This window comes from Mesorhizobium sp. f-mel (assembly GCF_053850215.1).
The window spans coordinates 72,317-92,961 of the sequence record NZ_JBSPTO010000022.1; the positions used below are offsets into that span (position 1 = coordinate 72,317).

The 20,645-nt window shown below is 62.8% G+C and carries 18 protein-coding genes; 10 read left to right on the top strand and 8 right to left on the bottom strand.

The window, feature by feature from the left end:
* Positions 1–99: 99 nt before the first annotated feature.
* Positions 100–2,556 carry a ComEC/Rec2 family competence protein gene (locus ACWUKX_RS23040; protein WP_456009167.1) on the top strand — a complete coding sequence of 819 codons (2,457 nt, stop codon included), beginning with the start codon at positions 100–102 and terminating at the stop codon, positions 2,554–2,556.
* On the opposite strand, the gene lexA is transcribed toward ACWUKX_RS23040, so the two are convergent.
* The 6 genes from lexA to ACWUKX_RS23070 form a co-directional block, all read right to left on the bottom strand.
* On the bottom strand, positions 2,550–3,287 hold the full coding sequence (lexA, locus tag ACWUKX_RS23045) for a transcriptional repressor LexA (protein WP_456009169.1): 738 nt from the start codon (positions 3,285–3,287) through the stop codon (positions 2,550–2,552). The two genes, ACWUKX_RS23040 and lexA, sit on opposite strands and share 7 nt — an antisense overlap.
* A gap of 104 nt (positions 3,288–3,391) precedes the next feature.
* On the bottom strand, positions 3,392–4,597 hold the full coding sequence (locus ACWUKX_RS23050) for a molybdopterin molybdotransferase MoeA (protein WP_456009170.1): 1,206 nt from the start codon (positions 4,595–4,597) through the stop codon (positions 3,392–3,394).
* The gene (moaC, locus tag ACWUKX_RS23055; RefSeq protein ID WP_258116959.1) at positions 4,597–5,094 is read right to left on the bottom strand and encodes a cyclic pyranopterin monophosphate synthase MoaC; all 498 of its coding nucleotides are present in this window, start codon (positions 5,092–5,094) and stop codon (positions 4,597–4,599) included. The genes ACWUKX_RS23050 and moaC overlap by 1 nt, the downstream gene beginning before the upstream one ends.
* 65 nt (positions 5,095–5,159) lie before the next feature.
* Entirely contained in the window at positions 5,160–6,011 is an 852-nt protein-coding gene (trpC, locus tag ACWUKX_RS23060) for an indole-3-glycerol phosphate synthase TrpC (RefSeq protein WP_456009171.1), read from the bottom strand.
* A 4-nt stretch (positions 6,012–6,015) separates the two neighbouring features.
* Positions 6,016–7,026 carry an anthranilate phosphoribosyltransferase gene (trpD, locus tag ACWUKX_RS23065; protein WP_029352738.1) on the bottom strand — a complete coding sequence of 337 codons (1,011 nt, stop codon included), beginning with the start codon at positions 7,024–7,026 and terminating at the stop codon, positions 6,016–6,018.
* Positions 7,023–8,915, bottom strand: coding sequence for a SurA N-terminal domain-containing protein (locus ACWUKX_RS23070; protein ID WP_456009172.1), 1,893 nt, complete (start codon positions 8,913–8,915; stop codon positions 7,023–7,025). The genes trpD and ACWUKX_RS23070 overlap by 4 nt, the downstream gene beginning before the upstream one ends.
* A gap of 145 nt (positions 8,916–9,060) precedes the next feature.
* On the opposite strand from ACWUKX_RS23070, the gene tpiA reads away from it, so the two are divergent.
* The 6 genes from tpiA to ACWUKX_RS23100 all read left to right on the top strand — a co-directional run bounded on the left by tpiA (position 9,061) and on the right by ACWUKX_RS23100 (position 14,787).
* Positions 9,061–9,828, top strand: a complete 768-nt coding sequence (tpiA, locus tag ACWUKX_RS23075) for a triose-phosphate isomerase (protein WP_456009173.1) — start codon at positions 9,061–9,063, stop codon at positions 9,826–9,828.
* Between the two features lie 180 nt (positions 9,829–10,008).
* The gene (gene secG, locus ACWUKX_RS23080; protein ID WP_455840460.1) at positions 10,009–10,467 is read left to right on the top strand and encodes a preprotein translocase subunit SecG; all 459 of its coding nucleotides are present in this window, start codon (positions 10,009–10,011) and stop codon (positions 10,465–10,467) included.
* Positions 10,468–10,679: 212 nt separating this feature from the next.
* The gene (locus tag ACWUKX_RS23085; RefSeq protein WP_456009188.1) at positions 10,680–11,795 is read left to right on the top strand and encodes a L,D-transpeptidase; all 1,116 of its coding nucleotides are present in this window, start codon (positions 10,680–10,682) and stop codon (positions 11,793–11,795) included.
* A 136-nt stretch (positions 11,796–11,931) separates the two neighbouring features.
* Positions 11,932–13,569, top strand: a complete 1,638-nt coding sequence (locus ACWUKX_RS23090; protein WP_084831416.1) for a CTP synthase — start codon at positions 11,932–11,934, stop codon at positions 13,567–13,569.
* A 16-nt stretch (positions 13,570–13,585) separates the two neighbouring features.
* A complete protein-coding gene (locus tag ACWUKX_RS23095) occupies positions 13,586–14,125 on the top strand; it encodes a DUF1697 domain-containing protein (RefSeq protein WP_456009174.1) in 540 nt (179 codons plus the stop codon).
* Positions 14,126–14,484: 359 nt separating this feature from the next.
* The gene (locus tag ACWUKX_RS23100; RefSeq protein ID WP_135937549.1) at positions 14,485–14,787 is read left to right on the top strand and encodes a DUF982 domain-containing protein; all 303 of its coding nucleotides are present in this window, start codon (positions 14,485–14,487) and stop codon (positions 14,785–14,787) included.
* An 86-nt stretch (positions 14,788–14,873) separates the two neighbouring features.
* Here the strand turns inward: ACWUKX_RS23100 and ACWUKX_RS23105 are convergent, their stop codons facing one another.
* Positions 14,874–15,557, bottom strand: coding sequence for a TetR/AcrR family transcriptional regulator (locus tag ACWUKX_RS23105; RefSeq protein ID WP_245319401.1), 684 nt, complete (start codon positions 15,555–15,557; stop codon positions 14,874–14,876).
* A 145-nt stretch (positions 15,558–15,702) separates the two neighbouring features.
* Here ACWUKX_RS23105 and ACWUKX_RS23110 point away from each other — a divergent pair, with 145 nt between their 5' ends.
* Genes ACWUKX_RS23110 through ACWUKX_RS23120 form a run of 3 tightly spaced genes read left to right on the top strand, consistent with a single transcriptional unit; the run spans position 15,703 to position 18,630 of the window.
* Positions 15,703–16,713 (top strand): efflux RND transporter periplasmic adaptor subunit, encoded by a 1,011-nt coding sequence (locus ACWUKX_RS23110; RefSeq protein WP_456009175.1) that lies wholly within the window; start codon positions 15,703–15,705, stop codon positions 16,711–16,713.
* A gap of 7 nt (positions 16,714–16,720) precedes the next feature.
* Positions 16,721–17,962 (top strand): ABC transporter permease, encoded by a 1,242-nt coding sequence (locus tag ACWUKX_RS23115; RefSeq protein ID WP_456009177.1) that lies wholly within the window; start codon positions 16,721–16,723, stop codon positions 17,960–17,962.
* Positions 17,959–18,630: an ABC transporter ATP-binding protein gene (locus tag ACWUKX_RS23120; RefSeq protein ID WP_456009179.1), complete on the top strand. Its 672-nt coding sequence runs from the start codon at positions 17,959–17,961 to the stop codon at positions 18,628–18,630. Before ACWUKX_RS23115 ends, ACWUKX_RS23120 begins: the two co-directional genes overlap by 4 nt.
* A gap of 199 nt (positions 18,631–18,829) precedes the next feature.
* Here ACWUKX_RS23120 and ACWUKX_RS23125 read toward each other — a convergent pair whose 3' ends face one another.
* Positions 18,830–20,599, bottom strand: coding sequence for an alpha,alpha-trehalose-phosphate synthase (UDP-forming) (locus tag ACWUKX_RS23125; RefSeq protein WP_456009181.1), 1,770 nt, complete (start codon positions 20,597–20,599; stop codon positions 18,830–18,832).
* Positions 20,600–20,645: the final 46 nt, after the last annotated feature.

A 20,645-nucleotide genomic window follows, 5' to 3' on the forward strand; every position in this document is an offset into this window, starting at 1 on the left:
ACTCTCAGGCAAGCGCAAGAAACGGATGTGGTTGCGCGGACTTTCGCGCGTCGCGCGTTCATGTAGCATAGGAGGTCAAGGGCGCAAGGGGCAGACCCGATGGCTGGACCAGGCCGGGGCGTGGACGAGAGCGAGGGCGCGATCACAAGCGTCAGCGAACGATCGCTGTTTGCCGACGTTCCTCACGCCGAGCCGCTACCCGCTTTGCTGCCTGCATCGCACCCGGCCACCCAGCCTCTTTCGCCGGACCGCTCCGCGCCAATACCGGCTCCACAACCGGGGCCCGTCATTCGTTTCCGCCGACAGCTCAGCCATCTTTCATCATCCGGTATCCGCAACAGCGTGGCCTCGGCAGCCGGCCTGGAACTCGACCGCGGCGTCGCCTTCCTGCTGGTGCCGGTTTTTCTGGCGTGCGGGGTGATCATCTATTTTTCGCTTACTGTCGAACCGGACTTTCCGCAGCCCATTGCCGTCGTGGTCCTCACGGCATTGTGTGCGGCTGTCACCCGCTCATGGCGCAAGACGCATCTGTGCTTCATGGCAGCGTTGCTGTGCGCACTCGGTGTTCTCGCCGCCAAGGTTGAAACCTGGCGCGCGGGAACGCAGATGCTCGGTTCGGAAATCCAGACCCAGCTCACCGGCCGTGTCGTTAGGCTCGATCAGATGGCGAACGGCCGGATCAGGCTGACCATCGACGTGATGTCGACCGCCCGGCCGACACTGCGTTATGCACCGGGACGTGTCAGGGTTTCGGCACGCAAAATTCCCGCTGAGATGACTGCAGGCTCGGTGGCAACCGGTTATGTGCGGCTTTTGCCTCCGACTGGCCCGGTTAGGCCGGACAGTTATGACTTCTCCTTTGACAGCTATTTCGCCGGTATCGGTGCCAGTGGCTTTTTCCTCGGCAATCCGAAGATCGTCGTTTCCGAGGATGTGCCGTTCGCCGCGCGCCTTTCTTCCTCGATCGAAAAGGCGCGCGAAAACATTGCCGACCATATCAGGGACAGCATTGGTGGCGCCGAGGGGGAGATTGCCGCCGCACTGATCATCGGCGTGCGTGCCGGCATTCCCGAAGAGATAAACGAATCGATGCGGCGCACCGGCATCTACCACATCATCTCGATTTCCGGCCTGCACATGGCGCTTGTCGCCGGCACGATCATGGGATTGCTGCGCGGCGCCTTTGCGCTGTTTCCCGATTTTTCGTCACGCCGGCCGGTCAAGAAATATGCGGCTGCTGCCGCATTCCTTTCCATCGCTGCCTATCTCATTTTTTCCGGTATCGTGGTCGCGGCTGAACGCAGCTTCATCATGCTGGCGGTAATGCTTGTCGCCGTGCTGTTCGACCGAGCGGCACTTACCATGCGCAATCTGACGATTTCTGCCATCGCCGTCATCGTCGTGTCGCCGCACGAGGTGGTCGGCCCAAGCTTCCAGATGTCCTTCGCCGCGACTGCTGCTCTCGTGGGCGCCTATGCCGGCTGGTCCGACTATCGTGCCGACAGGGCCACGGCGCCGCCACAGCGACGGTCGCCGGTCGCCTTCGTCACGCGAAAACTCGCCGCTGGGACTGGTACCATCGCAATGACCTCCATCATTGCCGGCAGCGCCACCGCGCTCTTCGCCATCTGGCACTTCCAGCGCGTATCGCCGCTTAGCCTGTTCGCCAATCTGGCGGTCATGCCAATCGTCACGGTCGTCATGTTTCTGGCCGTCCTCAGCGCTCTGGCAATGCCTTTCGGCTTCGACGGACCTTTCCTCTACATGATGGGCAAGGGACTGACGGCCATGATCGCAATATCGGGATGGATTTCCGAGCGGTCGCCGGTCGATGCAGTCGGGCTGATCTCGTTGCAGTCGGTTCTGCTGGTGACGGTCGCCCTGGTCATCGCTACGATGGCGACGACATGGTTGCGGCTTGCGGCACTTCCCTTTGCGCTCGCCGGCCTGCTGACGATTTCCGACACGCGCGCCCCCGATGTGCTGATTTCGGAAGATGCGCATCTGGTGGCGCTGCCGATCGGCGGCGGCGAACTTGCCGTCAACCGGGTGCGTTCGAACGAATTCACCACCGACAACTGGAAACATGCGCTGGTTTCAGCGACCATTGTCGAGCCGGAGACATTCGAAAAAGGAGACGTGCGGTTCGACATCGCCGACCCGGCCGACCTGCCGCCTGGAGCGCCCTTCTACTGCACTGCCGGCCTGTGCCTCGCCCGGCACCCGTCCGGCGCGATCATCGCACTCGCCGACGACCGCAAAACCGCACGGCCAGCCTGTGCCTTTGCGGATTTGATCGTCATCGACGATGCCACAGCCTATTATAATCCCTGCCGCAATCCGCTGGTTCTCGTCGTCACCAAACGGCAGCTCGCTCGCATGGGCAGTGCCGCCGTCTTCTTCGATCCGCTATCAGCGACGACGCGCGCAGAAATCCGTTTTGCCGTCAGACAGCCATATAGGCCTTGGCACGAGCAGCGGAGATTTTCGCGCGAGGCGAGGGGCTTGCCGCCATACCGCAGGGCCGAGAAACCCAAGAAGCCTGCCGCTCAGTAACGCCGGATCAGTCCGACGAGCTTGCCTTGCACCTTGACCCGGTCCGGCCCGAAGATGCGCGTCTCATAGGCCGGATTGGCGGCTTCCAGTGCGATCGAGGCGCCCTTGCGGCGGAACCGCTTCAGCGTCGCTTCCTCCTCGTCGACCAAGGCGACGATGATCTCGCCAGGCTGGGCGGTGTCGGCGTTGCGGATGATGACCGTGTCGCCATCGAAAATGCCGGCCTCGATCATCGAATCACCCTTGACCTCCAGCGCGTAGTGCGTGCCGCCGGTGATCATGTCCGGTGGTACCGAGATCGAATGCGTCTGGTGCTGGATGGCCTCGATCGGCACACCCGCAGCGATGCGGCCCATCACCGGTATGGAGATGGTGGCAACGACGTCGTCGTCATTGCCGGCCGCGGGCAGGCGCGAAGGCGCCGGTTTGATCTGTCGTCCGAGGCTGCCCTGCCCAAGGCTGCCCTGAATGACGCTTGGCGAGAATTTGCGAGCCGAATTGAGGCCGGGCGCGATCGAATCGGGCAGGCGCAGCACCTCCAGCGCGCGGGCCCGGTTGGGCAGGCGGCGAATGAAACCGCGCTCCTCCAGCGCCGTGATCAGCCGATGGATCCCCGACTTCGAGGCGAGGTCGAGCGCTTCCTTCATCTCGTCGAACGAGGGCGGAATGCCGCTTTCCTTCAGCCGCTCGTGGATGAACATCAGCAGTTCATGTTGTTTGCGTGTCAGCATCGCGACCCCCAACAGAATCAGAAAAACAAACCCAGAACAAACACTATCTGTTCCAGTTGTGTTCCGCAACCGTTTAAAGTTTAATGAATGTGTTGACGTTTTGTTCAGCGTAGCATCAGCACGCTGCACGCGGCGCCCGTCGCGGCTGGGGGAGCGAATGGCTCGCGCACGATCAGCCCGTTGGCGTCGGCCAGCATTTTGAGCATCGAGGAATCCTGGACGCCGAACGGGGTCGCCAGTGGCGTGCCGGCTTCTTCCTTCACCACCGCGCGTACATAGTCCTGCCTGAGATCGTTGGCCGGCATGGCGGCGCCGAGCCGCGCCTGACGCATGTCCTGCCGGAAGGCGCGGCCGCCGAGCCGCGCAAGCAGCGGCTTCAGAAAGAGCTGCGTGCAGACCAGGCTCGCCACCGGATTGCCAGGCAGGCCGATGCAGCGGATGTCGCCCAGCCGCCCGAACATCAACGGCTTGCCGGGCCGCATGGCGATTTTCCAGAAATCGAGCGTCATGCCTTCACCGGTCAGCACGTCATGGACCAGGTCATGGTCGCCGACCGAGGCGCCGCCCAGCGTGACAATGACGTCGGCGCCTGCGTCGACCGCTTGTTTTACCAGCGTGGCGATCGCCTCCTTGCGGTCGGGGGCGATGCCGAGATCGAGCGCGCTGGCGCCGACCGAGCGGGCCGCGGCGGCGACGCCATAGGCAATGGACGAGATGATCTGGTCGGGGCCAAGGTCGCTGCCCGGCGGCAGCAATTCGTCGCCGGTGGCGATGATGGCGATCAGCGGCCGTTTCACCACGCTGACCTGCGGGTGGTTGGCCGACGCCGCCAGCGACAATGCCGCCGAATCAAGCGGGCGGCCTTTCTCCAGCAGGACGTCGCCCTTGGAGAAATCGAGCCCGAAGCGGCGGATGTTGCGGCCTTCAACCGTGGACGCGGTCACTTCGACGCTGCCGCCGCCGAGATCCCTGGCATTCTCCTGGATGACGATGGTGTCGGCGCCTGCAGGAAGCGGCGCGCCGGTGAAGATGCGCACGGCCTGCGCCGGGCCGACTGTTCCGGCAAAGCCGCGTCCGGCCGGCGCCATGCCGATCACCGAAAGTCTTGCGGGCACGGACGCGACGTCCTCGGCCCGCACGGCATAGCCGTCCATGGCGGACGCGTTGAATGGCGGCTGGGTGCGGAGCGCCAGAAGCGGCTCCGCCAGCACGCGGTCGGCGGCGTCCATCAGGGCGACGCATTCAGCCTGCAAGGGCGCAGCATCCTCAAGCAGGCGCTCGAGCGCCTCGGCGACCGGAAGCAGTGCCATTATTGGCCTGCCCCCTTGGCGTCCGCCTTGTAGTCGCCGGATTTGCCGCCGGTCTTTTCCACCAGCCTGATGCCCGAGATCACCATGGCGCGGTCGACCGCCTTGGCCATGTCATAGATGGTCAGGCAGGCGACCGAGACGGCGGTCAGCGCTTCCATCTCGACGCCGGTCTTACCTGTGACGCGGGCCAGCGCCGTGACCTTCAGGCCTGGCAGCGTCGCGTCCGGTTCGATGTCAACGGATACCTTGGTCAACAGCAGCGGATGGCAGAGCGGGATCAGCTCATGGGTCCTCTTGGCCGCCATGATGCCGGCGATGCGCGCCGTGCCCAGCACGTCGCCCTTCTTGGCATCGCCGTCGAGAATCATCTTCAGCGTTTCGGGCCGCATCGCGACAAGACCTTCGGCGATTGCCGTGCGCGTCGTCTCCGCCTTGTCGCCGACATCGACCATATTGGCTTCGCCTTTCGCGCCAAGATGGGTGAGGGCGGCCGTCAAGTCAGTCAGCCTTAGAGCGACGTGCGTCCGTTTGGACGCGCAAAGTACGCTCTAGCACTTTGAATCTATGCATCGTGCTCTCCGAATATCGATTCCGATTTTCGGGCCGATGCATGAGCCGGCGCCTTGCCCGTCAAAAGCAGGCGCGTTGCAGTGGCCACATTCTGTTGCCGCATCAGGCTCTCGCCGACGAGGAATGTACCGATGTCGCTCCGTTCCAGCCTGCGGCAGTCTTCGTGCGAGAAAATACCGCTCTCGCTGACCAGCAGGCGGTCTGCCGGCACCATCTTCGCGAGCCGCTCCGAGGTCTCGATGCTGGTTTCGAAGGTCCGGAGATTGCGGTTGTTGATGCCGATCAGCCGCGATGACAGTTTCAGCGCGCGTTCCGTCTCGGCCTCGTCATGCACTTCGACCAGTGCGTCCATGCCGAGTTCGAACGCCGTCGTTTCGAGTTCGCTGGCCACGGCGTCATCGACGCTCGCCATGATGATCAGGATGGCATCCGCGCCCCACGCACGGGCTTCGAACACCTGATAGGGCTCGAACAGAAAATCCTTGCGCAAAGCGGGCAATGTCACGGCGTTGCGCGCATCGGTGAGGAATTCAGGCGCGCCCTGGAAGGACGGCGCGTCGGTCAGCACGGAAAGGCAGGCAGCACCACCTTTCGCATAGGCCCTGGCCAGTGCCGGCGGATCGAAATCGGCGCGGATCAGGCCCTTGGACGGGCTCGCCTTCTTGATCTCGGCGATCAGCGCGAAGCTGCCGGATTTGCGCTTGGCTTCAAGAGCCGAGAGAAAGCCGCGCGCTGCGTCGGTGTCCTTCGCCCGCGCCTTGATCTCGGCAAGCGGCACGCGCGCCTTCGCCGCAGCGATCTCGTCGCGCTTGTAGGCTTCGATCTTGCGCAGGATATCAGACACGGCTCTATCCGTTCGAAATCTCGACCAGCCGGTCGAGCACTTTCAGCGACCGGCCGCTGTCGATGGCTTGCGCTGCCGTCGCCATGCCGTCGGCAAGCGTCGTCGCCTTGCCCGCCACCACCAGTCCGGCGCCGGCGTTCATCAGCACTGTATCACGAAAGGCGCCGGCAGCGCCGCCCAGCATATCGCGCAGCGCCTGGGCGTTGTAGGCGGCGTCGCCGCCGCGCAACTCGTCCTTGGTGTGCCGCTTCAGCCCGACCGCTTCCGGGGTCAGTGAAAAGCTGCGGATCTCGCCGCCGACCAGTTCGGCCACTTGGGTCTCACCGGTGGTGGTGATCTCGTCATAGCCGTCGCCATGGGCGACCCAGGCGTGGTCGGCGCCCAGTGCCTTCAGCGTCTCGGCCACCGGCATGATCCATTCAGGCAAGAAGACGCCGACCATCTGCCGGCTCACACTGGCCGGATTGGAGAGCGGGCCAAGCAGGTTGAAGATGGTGCGGGTGCCGAGCTCGACGCGGATCGGGCCGACATGCTTCATCGCCGGATGATGCGCCGGCGCGAACATGAAGCCGACGCCTGTGTCGTGGATACAGCGGCCGATCGTTTCCGGCGGGATATCGATCTTGACGCCGAGCGCGGTCAGCACGTCGGCGGCGCCGGTCTGCGAGGATAGTCCGCGATTGCCGTGCTTGGCCACCGGCACGCCGCAGGCGGCGATGACGAAGGCGGATGCGGTCGATATGTTGACGCTGTGCGAATTGTCGCCGCCGGTGCCGACGATGTCGATCGCGCCAGCGGGCGCGTCGACGCGCAGCATCTTGGCGCGCATGGTGGCGACGGCGCCGGAAATCTCGCTCACCGTCTCGCCGCGCACGCGCAGCGCCATCAGGAAGCCGCCGATCTGGCCGGGCGTAGCGTCGCCCGACATGATGATGTCGAAGGCCTCGCGCGCCTCCTCGAAGGAAAGGGAGTTGCCGGTGGCGACCTTGGCGATATGGGTCTTGAGCGCGCTCATCTGGTCAGGGCTTGGGCAACGGCGGTCTGGTCGATGCGAACGTCGTACTGCGTCTGAAGCTGCGCCACCAGCTGGTCGAGCAGGTCGTCGGACATGCCGGCGGTGAACGATTTCTGCGCGTCGTCCGGCACCGAGCTGGCGTCGGCTCCGGCAGGTTCGAAGACTTCGGCGATCTTGAACAGGATCTGTCCGTCGCCGGTGGGCGAGGGGATCAATCCGGTCCCGCCTTCGCCTTCGCCGAACATCGCAGCCGCCCCTTCCTTGCCGAAATCGACGTCGTCCGCCTCGCGCTTGACGCCGCGCTTGGTCTGCTTCTCAAGCTTGAGCTCGCTCGCGATCACGTCGAGCGTGGCGCCGGCCTTGAGACGCTTTTCGAGCTCGTCCGCTTTTGCGGTGAGCCGCTTGGTCGTTTCCGCCGCTGTCCAGTCGGCTACCACCTTCTGTCGGACTTCATCCAGCGTGCGGTCGCGGGCCGGCGTGATCGACTCCACCTCGTAGAACACGAAGCCGTTGTCGGCGGTGGTGAGGTCGGGATTCTCGGTGCCCGGTTCGGCGTCGAACACCGCCTTGATGAGTTCCGGCGATTCCGGCAGGTCCTTGACGATGGTGCCGTCCGGCCTCAGGCCGGTGCGATCGATCGCGTCGATGGTGACGACCTTCAGCTTCAGTTTTTCGGCCGCTTGCTTGAGCGTGCTGCCCGAAGCGCGGATATCTTCGTAATTGTCGTGCACATCCAACAGAATGCGGCTTGCCTCGCCCAGCGCCAGATCCCTGCGGATATCTGCGGACACTTCGGCCAGCGGCTTCACCACTTCGGGCTTGATGTCGGTGACGCGCAGCAGCACCGGACCGAAGGCGCCCTGAACGACCGGACTTACTTCGTTGACATTAAGCGCAAACGCCGCACCCGCCACTGCCTTGTCGGCGATCTTGTCCTTGGACAGCGTGCCGAGCAGCGTGTCGGCTTGCGTCTTGCCCTCGGCGACGACGATCTTGTCGAAGGTAGCGCCGGTCTTGAGTGAATCGAGCGCGGCCTTCGCGGCATCAGGCGTTTTGAACACGAGCTGTTCGATGGTGCGCGTTTCCGGCGTGGTGTAGCGCCCCTTGTTCTTGTTGTAGTCGTCGCTGACCTGTTGGTCGGTCACGGCACTCGGATCCATGATGTCTTGCGGCTCGAGCCTGACATAGGAGAATTTGCGGTATTCGGGCGCCGCATAGGTCTTCTTGCTTTCCTCGAAATAGGCCGAAAGCGCAGTGTCGGATGGCGCTTCAATCGGCTCGACCAGCGATTTCGGCAAGGTCACAAACTCGATGGTGCGGTCTTCGCCACGATAGAGCGCGACTGCCTTCAAGAAAGTATCCGGAGCCTTGAGGCCGTCCGAAACCGCCTCGACAATCTGCTGGCGCACCGCCACCTGGGCGCGATTCCTCAGATAGTCTTCCGGCCGCATGCCGACCTGTTGCAGTATGTATTCGAACGTCCTCCGGTCGAAGGTGCCGCCAGGACCCTTGAAAGCCGGGTCTTCATGCGTGAGTTGGGCCAGCCGGTCCTTGGACAACCCAAGCCCGAGCTTGCGCGCCTGCTCATCGAGGACTGCACCCGACACGAGTTGCGCCAGCACCTGGTTATCGAGGCCGAGCGCCGTCGCCTGCTCGCGGCTGATGCGCTGGCCGAATTGCTGCGACATCACGCTGATCTGGCGATCATAGGCGAGGCGATACTCGTTGATTGACACTTTGGTGCCTCCGGCCGTGATAACGGCATCGTGGCCCGCAAAACCACCGACCATCTGCCCGGAAATGCCCCAGACGGCAAAGCTCAACACCAACAATATCAGCAGCGCCTTCGCGACCCAGGTCCCCGCCGCGCTTCTCAAGATACTAAGCATGGTCACTTCCGATTCTTGGCGCATTTTCGCATGCGCCGAGTTTGAAACAAGCGCAATAGCGTCCTTCTGGCCCACTGTCGATTGCTTTGTGGGCTGAGTTTGGTAGTGAGGACGCAGCCGAATATTGCCCGGAGAAGCAAATCCCATGACGCCAGGAATCCGCCCGCTGGTCGCAGGCAACTGGAAAATGAACGGCACCAGCGCCTCGCTCAACGAACTCAGGATGATCGGCAACGGCTTCATGAGCGGGCTCGATGCGGAGACCGAAGCGCTGGTCTGCGTTCCGGCGACGCTACTCGCGCACGCCGCAGAGATTTTGTCGCGCACGCCGGTCCGGGCCGGGGGCGAGGATTGCCACACGAAGGAGAGCGGCGCCCATACCGGCTGCATTTCGGCCGAGATGCTGAAGGATGCGGGCGCTAGCTACGTCATCGTCGGCCATTCCGAACGTCGCGCCGATCACAATGAGGACGACGCCATTGTTCAGGCCAAGGCGTCCGCCGCGTGGCGCGCCGGGCTGGTAGCCATCATCTGCATCGGCGAGACGAGAGCCGAGCGCGAGGCGGGCGCGACGCTCGATGTGCTGTCGCGCCAGGTCGCCGGCTCGGTGCCGCCCAACGCCACGGCGTCGAACACCGTTATAGCCTATGAGCCTGTATGGGCGATCGGCACTGGACTGACGCCGACCGCCGCCGACGTTGCTGAGGCGCATGCGCATATTCGCGAAAAACTGTCGGAAAAGCTTGGCAGCGCGGCGGCGAAGATGCGCATCCTCTATGGCGGCTCGGTCAAGCCGTCGAACGCGGTCGAACTGCTCGGCGTGAAAAATGTCGACGGCGCGCTGGTCGGCGGCGCCAGTCTGAAGGCGGCGGACTTTCTCGGTATCGCCGAAGCCTATCGAAATATCTCGTAGCATCGAAAGGCTATCGGGGCACTTCGGATAGGCTGTGCCGTAGCGGGAAATCGTTGCAAAGGGCGCACTGCTTCCCATATTCCGGCCACGGGCTTGGAAATGCCATCAAAGCATTGTATTGAGCCGCCTCCAAATCACCGGCCGTATCCGCGGCCGCGCAAGGCTTTGCCAGGGTAAGCTATGGAAACCGTTCTGATCGTCGTCCACCTCATGGTCGTGCTCGCTCTTGTCGGCGTGGTGCTGCTGCAGCGCTCCGAAGGCGGCGGCCTCGGCATCGGCGGCGGCTCGGGCTTCATGACCGCGCGCGGCGCGGCCAACGCGCTGACGCGGGCGACGGCGATCCTGGCGGCGGCTTTCTTCGCCACCTCTCTGACATTGTCGATCGTCGCCCGTTATGGCGAGAAGCCAATCGATATTCTCGATCGTGTGCCTGTGACTAACGGCGGGGGCGGCGTGCTCAACCAGTTGCCTGGCACCACGGCGCCGACACCACCTTCCGGCAATACAGCGCCAACGCCGCCTTCCGGCAATGATGCTGCAGCCCCGGCTCCCGCTGCACCGCCTGCGGCGGATTCGACCACGCCGCCGGCCACAAACGGCGTCACCCTGCCAGTAACGCCGCAGGTTCCGAACCAGTAACCAGCAGACGTCCGGCGCCGCGATCTGTTGTTGTTTGAACACAGTCGCGGCAAATGCCGCACGATCCCGAGGATTCGACCGGGCAAGGCACGACAGGGCGCTTGAGGCGTCTTCGATTAATCGATTATAGATTGCGCGCGGCACTTTCGGCGTCCTTGGGGGACGCCGGGCGACGCCGTGGGCAACAAGCATTGAACGATCGGATCTTCGCCATGCAGCTTCGCAGCTTCATATTAGCCGGCCTTTGTGCCGTGCTCAGCCTTGGTGGGCCCGCTTACGCGGCCATGCCGGCGGGTAATTCGGCCTCTAAAACCGCAGTAACAACTGACGTCGTCAACGTCGCCGCCAAAAGCGATACGGCGCAGCTAAGGCTCCTCAAGAAGAAGAAAAATCCGACCGCGGACGATCTGGCCCAAATCGGCAAGATCGAAGCCAAGATTGCGGCCGACAAAGAGGCCGCTCGAGCCAAGGCGCTCGAGGCCAGGAAGCTGGCGATGCGCGAGGCGGCCAAAGCCAAGGCCGACGCGGAACGGCAGGAGTTCCTTGCCAAGAAGAGCCTTGCCAAGAAGGATAAGTCCGCTGCCCAGCTGGCTGACGGAAAGCCGGCTAAGAAGACCGTCAAGATCATCGAACCCATCGCACCGATCCAGTCGGCCGAGCCGGTTTCCGCCGAGGCCATAAACGTCGCGTTGACCGGCAACAACGGGGAATTGCGCAGCGAGCCGGTTGGACAGAAGCCGCAGAGCGTCGGGCTGTTCGCCGGCCTGTTCGGCGGCACGTCCTCGTCGATGTCGCTGCTCCCCGAGACCCGCGCTCTCGATGCCGCACTCGCCAGGAAGGAAGCCAAGAAGCAGTTCAAGGTGAAGCCGGAGTTCGTGCCGCAAGAGGTCGAATTCACCGGCTACAGTCCCGGCACCATCGTTATCGATACCAGCGCGCGCCGCCTCTACCTCGTCGAATCCTCATGGACCGCCCGCCGTTATGCGATCGCGGTCGGTCGTGACGGCCTGCAGTTCAAGGGCACGGTCGCCGTCGGCGACAAGCAGGAATGGCCGCGCTGGATCCCGACGGTCGAGATGCAGAAGCGTGAACCGAAGAATTATGGCCGCTACAAGGACGGCATGCCCGGCGGCGGCGAAAATCCGCTCGGCGCGCGCGCCATCTATCTCTACGACGGCAAGAAAGACACCCATCTGCGCATTCACGGCACCATCGCGCCGCAGTCGATCGGAACGAGCGCCTCCAATGGCTGCTTCCGCATGATCAACGAGCACGTCATGGACCTTTACCGCCGGGTGAAAGTGGGCACCAAGGTCGTCATCATCTGACGACTTAACGGACTATTTCAAGGGCCGGTTTCGCCGGCCCTTTTGTTTTGGTTCGAGCATCACCAGGGCGCCTTCTTGGGAAAAAGCCTTCGCGGCGGTTTTTTCTCTGGCGGAATCAATTCGGCCGCGTTAAGCGATGACTCCCATGGCGCGATATGTATTCATCACAGGCGGCGTGGTTTCCTCACTCGGAAAAGGCATCGCTGCGGCGGCCCTTGGGGCTCTCTTGCAGGCGCGAGGCTATCGCGCGCGCATAAAGAAGCTCGATCCCTATCTCAATGTCGATCCCGGCACGATGTCGCCATACCAGCATGGCGAAGTCTTCGTGACCGACGACGGCGCCGAGACCGATCTCGATCTTGGCCATTATGAGCGCTTCACCGGCCGCTCGGCCAACCAGCAGGACAACATCACCACAGGCCGCATCTACAAGAACATCATCGAGCGGGAGCGGCGCGGCGACTATCTTGGCGCCACCGTGCAAGTGATTCCGCACGTCACCGACGAGATCAAGAACTTCATTCTCAACGGCAATGACGACTATGACTTCGTGCTGTGCGAGATTGGCGGTACGGTCGGCGACATCGAGGCGATGCCGTTCCTGGAGGCGATCCGCCAGCTCGGCAACGATCTGCCGCGCAACAACGCCGTCTACGTGCACCTGACGCTGATGCCCTACATTCCAACGGCGGGCGAATTGAAGACCAAGCCGACCCAGCATTCGGTCAAGGAATTGCGCGGCATCGGCATTGCGCCCGACATTCTGCTGGTCCGCGCCGACCGCCCCATCCCCAGGGAAGAGCGCCGCAAACTGTCGCTGTTCTGCAATGTCCGCGAGAGCGCGGTCATTCAGGCACTCGACGTCCCGCACATCTATGACGTGCCGATGGCCTATCACAATGAAGGGCTGGATTCGGAGGTGCTGGCCGCTTTCGGCATCGATCCGGCGCCGAAGCCGCGCATGGAGCCCTGGCAAGCGGTGTCCAACCGCATTCACAATCCGGAAGGCGAGGTGACCATCGCCGTCGTCGGCAAGTATACCGGTCTCAAGGACGCGTACAAATCGCTGATCGAGGCGCTGTCGCATGGCGGCCTCGCCAACCACGTCAAGGTCAAGCTCGACTGGATTGAGAGCGAGATTTTCGAGAAGGAAGATCCGGCGCCGTGGCTGGAAAAGGTCCACGGGATTCTGGTCCCCGGCGGCTTTGGCGAGCGCGGCGCTGAAGGCAAGATCCTGGCGGCGAAGTTCGCCCGCGAGCGAAAAGTGCCATATTTCGGCATCTGCTTCGGCATGCAGATGGCTTGCATCGAAGCAGCGCGCTCGCTGGCCGGCGTCGAGCATGCCTCGTCGACCGAATTCGGTCCGACCGAGGAACCGGTCGTCGGCCTGATGACCGAATGGCTGAAAGGCAACATGCTGGAGAAGCGCAGGGAAACTGGCGACCTCGGCGGCACCATGCGGCTCGGCGCCTATCAGGCTGACCTCGCCAGGGGTTCGAAAATCGCCGACATCTACGGTGACACGCAGATTTCCGAGCGCCACCGCCACCGCTATGAGGTTAATGTCGACTACAAGGAGCGGCTCGAGGATTGCGGCCTGGTCTTTGCCGGCATGTCGCCCGACGGCGTGCTGCCGGAAACGGTCGAATACCCCGACCATCCCTGGTTCATCGGCGTGCAGTATCATCCCGAGCTGAAAAGCCGGCCACTCGACCCGCACCCGCTGTTTGCCAGCTTCATAGAGGCCGCGGTGGAACAGTCGCGGCTGGTCTAGGCTGCCACCGGCCGTCATGCAAACTTACGTCGCTCTGCTTTACAGCATCGTTCTGGGCGAGGGGCGACGTCTCGTCATGTCCGATCTCAGGGCCATGACAGAAGGCCTGGGGCTGTACAACCCGCGCACGCTGGTGGCGACCGGCAATCTGGTCTTCGAGACGAAAGAGACAGAAATTGCCGCGCTGGAGCGCCGGTTGGAGACGGCGTTCGAAAAGACCTTCGGCCGCCATGTCGACATCATCGTGCGCCGCGCGGATGACTGGTTGAAGCTTGCGGCCGGCAATCCGTTTCCCGCCGAATCGGCTGCCGCGGCGGATCAGGTAGCGGTGCGCGTGATGCGCACGCCCGTTCCCGCTGAGGCCCTCGCGGCGCTGGAGGCCTATGTCGGCAACGATGAGCGAATGCAGGCCGTCGGCGGCGACATCTGGATCTTCTTTTCCCGCGAGACGCCAAGTTCCCGGTTGCTTGCGGCGACAAGCCATAAACGTCTCGGTGTCGGCACATCCCGCAACTGGAACACAGTGCGCAAATTGGCGGAGATGGTCGGCGGGTAGGCTTCTCCTTCTCCCACAAGCTAGGGGAGGAGGGGAAAATTATGTCATGCCTTCGCCGTCCCGGCTCCGGCGGAACTCGCCGTTTCCCTGTAGAGAGCCTCGACGCGAGGGAACCGGCAACCGCTTGGTTTGCCGGCTTTGGCCTATAGGCATTCGATGAAAGCCGCGCTTATCGGCGCACAACGGTTCGTCGCACCCTTGTCACGTTTGGTGATTCGATTTCGGTCGAACGATATGAGAGACTTCGTCTGGGTCCGGCCTCATTTTTTAGCATCGGGCCCTGTTTGCCGGAACCAAGTGGTCAGCCGTAAATTTAACAAGGTTCGATCAGGCACGTAGCGATCGACCGGGAGGAAACGATGGATCGCCTGCAATTCTTTACGCCTGTGCGGATTTCGCGCGGGCAGGAAAGCCCTGCCGAAGAAATTTATAGTGTAGCCGAAGCGATGGGGTTCTTGCGTAAATGGCCAATAGGCCGGCGTGGGCCAGTCTACCAGTGCGCGGTGAATTGCTGCTCTGCGGCTCTGGCGGGCCGGATGTCGGCAGAAGAAGCAAGGAAGGCTTTTGCCGGCTTCGCCCGCATCACACGCTTGCTCGACGACGACATGGCACTGCCGATGGGCGGCGAAAATATTGATAGCGTGCATGCGCTGAGGCGATGAACGTTCATATTGCGCCTTGCCGCGAGGGGGCCCGATCTACCAAGGCGTGGTGAATTGCTGCTGCGCTGCCTGGCGGGCTCGGCGGCTCACGGGCCTGCTTCGAGGAAAGCCCGGGCAAACCCGGGTTGCGCTGCTTCTATCGTTCCATCGGGCAGCTTCAGAAGCCGGTCGATTGCGATGCCATAGAGCCGCAGCCGGTCGTCGAGCAGCCGCGCCGCTTCGTCGATATTGCCCTGCTCGGCCTTCAGCAAGGCGCGGTGCATTACATCCCGAAAGATCAGCCGCAGCTGCAAAAACATCTCGGCGAAAGCTTCCGGGTCGGGCACGTCGAAGATGCCTTCCTCGCTTCCTTTCCTGAGCAGCTCGGTGATTATTGGCATGGCCAATTCCCTGGCCGCCTGGTCGACCCGATGGAAGAGGGCAAGGTTCTCGGGCCGGAACAGGACGAAAAATGTCTTGCGCAATTGCGGGGCCAGCTCGACGTTCAGCCGCCGCGAGCCGGCAAAGAGCGCATTGAGCCGGCCCAGCCCGTCAAGTGATGGATCGTTGAGCACGGGCTGCAACTCGGTGAAACTGTCACGCGCGAGACGTGCGGCGAGCGCCTCCAGCAGGGCCTCTTTCGATGCGAAATAATGATAGAACGCGCCCTTCGACAGGCCGGCCTCGCGGATGATGTCATTCACCGTCGTGTTGTCGTAGCCATGCTCGAAGAAAAGCCGCTGGGCGCAGTCGAGGAGCTCGGCGGATCGTATTTCCGGCAGCTTTATCACTCGGGGCAAAATCGACCTCGTAAGGAACAGGTGGAGCAAGAGGAGCACGAACCGTTTCTTTATGCAACTTTTATAGACCGACGGTCGGTCTGGTGCTATGTCTGCCACCGCTCGACGTTCGGATTCGATGATGAAGGGAGAGTTCTTGCGACGGATACGCTGGAGTGTCGGCATCGTTCTTATCGTGGCTGCTGCTGCTGTCGGCGGGTGGTATCTGTGGCAGCCGGCCAAGGTTTCGGTCGTGACACCACAACGCGGCGACGCGGCGGAGATCGTTTACGCGAGTGGCTCCGTCGAGCCGCGAACCTGGGCCAAGGTGACTCCCGTGGTCCGCGAGAGGATCGTCGAGCAGTGTAACTGCGAGGGGTCGAGGGTTGCACAAGGCGACGTGCTCGCCAAGCTCGACGACAGCGAGGCCCGGGCCGTGCTTGGCGAGCTCGAAGCGCGTCAGGCACTTGCCCAGGAAGAGCTCCGGCGGCTGACCGTGCTTGCCGAAAGGCGTGCGGCGAGCCAGCAGGCGCTCGATCGTGCGCAGAGCGAGCTCGGCCAGATCGAAGCGCTGGTTGCCGGACAGAAAGCGCGACTCGACACCTACGTGCTACGTGCGCCGAGCGCCGGTGTCGTGCTCAGGCAAGACGGCGAGGTGGGTGAGGTCGCCGAGCTCGGCACTGTGTTGTTCTGGGTCGGCGAGCCGAAGCCGCTCCTGGTGGTCGCCGAAGTTAACGAGGAGGACATACCCCGGGTCGAGGTCGGCCAGCGCGCGCTGCTTAAATCCGATGCGTTCCTCAGGCAGAACCTGGAAGCGGTGGTCGACAGCATCACGCCCAAGGGCGATCCGGTGACGAAGACCTATCGCGTTCGTTTCCGCCTGCCGGACGATACGCCGCTCCGTATAGGCATGTCGACCGACGTGAACATCGTCATCCGCGTTTCGAAAAATGGGCTGCTGATCCCGTCCGCTGCGATGGATGGGAACAAGGTGTTCGTAGTCGAAGGCGACAAGGCCTGGCGGCGTGAAATCCGAACGGGCATTCGGGGCACCAATGGCATCGAGGTTCTGTCGGGTGTCGATGAGAAGGCTCGCGTCATCTCGCCCTATCCCGCCGACCTCGCCGATGGAGGACGCGTAAGTATCACCGCCGCTCAGGAGAGATAAAGCAACGATGCCTCTCATCTTCGACATCGCCATCACGCATATTGCCGGCCGCGGTCGCCAGACGCTGGTTGCCGTGATCGGCGTTGCGGTCGGTGTCGGATTCTCCATCGCCATGGCGGCGCTGATGCAGGGCGGGCAGGACGATTTCGTCAGGCAGCTCGTCGACACGATGCCGCATGTCGACATCACAGACGAGCAGCGCACCGCCCGCCGCCAGCCAGCCGAGGATGCCTTCGCAACAGTTGCGATCTCCGGGCTCAGGCCGCGTGACGATCGCCGCGGCATCATCAATCCGACCGCCGCGACTTCCTGGCTCGAGAGCTGGATTCCCGGCCGGTTCGCGACAAGCCTCAAAACGCAGGGTGTGATCCGCTATTCCAGCCGCGAAGTGGGTGCGGCGATCATTGGGATCGAACCGGAGCGCGAGCCCGGCGTGTCGCCGATCGTAGGAAACTTCGTCGAAGGCAGCTTTTCGGCACTTGGCGCGGGCGGCAATAACGTGCTCATCGGCGACACGATGGCGAGCCGGCTCGGCGCCGGGTTCGGCGACACGATAACGGCGGTTTCTTCCGAGAGGCTGACACGCAACTTCAAGATCGCTGGTCTGTTCCACACCGGCACCACTGCGCGCGACGAAGGTGAGGCCTATGTGCTTCTGAAGAACGCGCAGATCCTCTCCGCGCGTCCGAACGCTATCAACGAGATCCGCATCAAGCTCAACGATCCCAACCGCGCGCCGGCGGTGGCGCAGCGTGCCGAGGCCGAACTAGGCTATAAGGCCGTGGCGTGGCAGGAGGCGAATGAATCGATCCTCGAAGCGCTCGTCGTGCGCAACGTCATCATGTACACCGTCGTCGGCGCGATCATGCTGGTGGCTGGCTTCGGCATCTACAACATCATCTCCACCATCACGCATGAGAAGGCGCGCGACATCGCCATCATGAAGTCGCTTGGCTTTCCGGAGTCCGACATGCGCCGGCTCTTTCTGCTGGAAGGCGTGGCGATCGGCGCGGCCGGGTCCGTGCTCGGCGGGCTGCTCGGCGTTTCCATGACCTATGCACTGTCGCTGGTGCGTTTCGAGATCGCCGCGACCGGCCAGGAGATGACCCAGCTGCCGATCGCCTGGAGCTTGATGCACTACGTCATCGCGTCGGCTTTCGCGCTGGGCTCTGCGGCAGTGGCCGGCTACCTGCCGGCGCGGCGCGCGGCGCGCCTGAACCCCGTCGAGATCATCAGAGGCGCGTCATGAGCGCACTCATCGAGACCGAGAAACTGACGCGCGTGCTGCCCGAGACTGTTCCCGTCACGCTGGTCAAGGACATCACGCTCGCGATCAACGAGAGAGAATTCGTCGCCGTCACCGGTCCCTCCGGGTCCGGCAAATCCTCATTGCTCTATCTGCTCGGCCTGCTGGACCGGCCGACTGCTGGGACGTTGAGAATAGGCGGCCGCGACACCGATCCGATGAATGAAAGGGAGCGCGCGCGGACCAGGCTTTCGATGCTGGGCTTCGTGTTCCAGTTTCATTTTATGCTGCCGGAGTTCACGGCGCGCGAAAATGTCGAAATCCCAATGCGCAAGCTGGGCCGCCTGGCGCGGCCTCAGATGCGCGAACGGGCCGGGGAGCTGCTTTCATCCCTGGGGCTCGGCGAACATCTCGACAAGCGGCCCGACCAGCTCTCGGGCGGTCAGCGTCAGCGCGTCGCGGTGGCGCGCTCGCTCGCCAACGACCCGCCGCTTATCCTCGCCGATGAGCCGACGGGGAGCCTCGACAGCAAGAGCTCCGAGCAGGTCTTCGCAATCCTGGAGAATCTTGTGCGCGAGCGCGGCAAGACCGTCGTGGCGGTTACGCATGATCTCGACATGGCGGCGCGCATGGATCGCCGCTTTCACATCGTGGACGGGAAGATCGGCTGATCAGCTTCTCCAGCGGGCCGAGGCGATGGGCAGGGCGCGTTGATCCGATCGAGATCACCTTGGCGCCTTCCTTATGGGGTTTCTCAAGCACGCCTGGCGCTTGCAGTCGAAATACGAACCGTTAACTTAACTTCAGAACGTCGAACCGGCGGCAGTATCCAGGAGAACCGGTATATGACGCAGCGGCAGCGAATGCTCGTCACGACACTGCCTTTCTTGTCCGCTCGAACATGGAAATGACATTGTTGTTCGATGGCCGCTCGCCGTTGCCCGTCACCCGGTCGAGGTCGCCACGCTTGCGAAGGCGGGCCGCATCCAGAAGCATGCTGCCGGCCCAGCGATAGACGTTATTGTCGCGGACCATCTCGCGCATGGGCCGCATACGCTCGCGTTGTTCCTCCGGCGTCATTGTCAGCGCCTGCAGCAGCGCTTCGCTCGTCATGGCCGTATCGTAGGGATTGACGATCAATGCCTCCAGAAGTTCGCGCGAAGCGCCGGCAAAGGTGCTGAGCAACAGCACGCCCTGTTCGTCGTCGCGCGCCGCGACGAATTCCTTGGCCACCAGGTTCATGCCGTCATGCAGGCTGGTGACCATGCATATGTCGGCCGCCCGATAGATCTCGTAGACCTGTTCCTGCGAGTGATGTTCGGCCACCATCAGGAGAGGACTGTAGTCGTTGGTGCCATAGCGCTGGTTTAGCTCTTCGGCATAGCGAAGGCATTCGTCATGAAGTTGCTGGTAGGCCGGCAATGTGCCCCGGCTGGGCGCCGCGACCTGCAGGAAAACCACTTTGCCTGCCCATTCGGGATATCGCGTGAACAATTCGTCCAAGGCATGAAAGCGATCGAGAATGCCTTTGGTGTAGTCGAGGCGCTCGACGCCGACGCACAGTTTGACGTTCGCAGGCAGCCGGAATCTTTCGCGGACACGGGCACGGCATTCCTCGACAGCCGGCAATCTTGCCAGCAGTTCGGCCGGCCATTCTATTGAAATGGGGTAAGCGTGGACCAGAGTCGTTTGCCCGCCATAGGAGATCGCCGCGTCCGCCCGTTCTATGCGGCTTTCCAGGAAGCGATCGACGCTTTCGGTGAAATTGTTGGCGTGGAACTGAGTATGGAAGCCGATGATGGAGCTGCCCAGCAAGCCTTCCAGGATCCGTTCACGCCATGGACAGATGCTGTACACTTCCGAATTGGGCCACGGGATGTGCCAGAAAGTGATGACGATTGCCTCGGGCAGGCGCTCGCGGATCATGCGCGGCAAGAGCGCGAAGTGGTAGTCCTGGACCAGCACAATCGGCCGCTCGTTGCGCGCCTCGGCAACCACTGTATCGGCGAACTTCCGGTTGACGGCCTCATAGGCCTCCCAATCCGACGCGCGAAAAATCGGGCGGGTGAAGGCGATATGGCAAAGCGGCCACAGACCTTCATTGGCGAAGCCCAGATAATAGGCCTGGTATTCTTCCTCCGTCAGCCAGACTCTGCGCAGCGTGTAGGACGGATTGCCAGGCGGCACCTCAACCCGGTCGTTCTCGTCGACGGTGAGACGGTCCGCTGTTCCGCCGCCGTAGGCGATCCAGGTGCCGGCACAGGCTCGGGTGATCGGCTCAAGCGCCGAAACTAGCCCGCTGGCCGGTACCAAGAGCTCGACGCCGTCATCCTTGACGTTGTGGATGTAGGGTTCACGGTTGGATACCACGATCACCTGCGTCTCCGGCAGATCCTCGGCCAGGATCTTGCGCAAGGTATCGGGCGACCATGTGATCAGCGCTGCATCGGCCGAGTGGCCGTTCTTTTCAAACTCCCGCAGCACTGTGCGAGCCGCTTCCGAAATCACGTCCTCGCCTGCGGTGGATGCGGCCGCTGGTATGTGGCGTCGGTGGGATATCGAGAACACCAGGGCAACAGCGGAAAGGCCAAGGCTTGCAATGATTAGAACCCAGAGTACCTCTATGCCATAGTCCGCCATTGGAATAACGATTCTCAGGCCGATCAGTGGCCATGTTGGTGTTTGT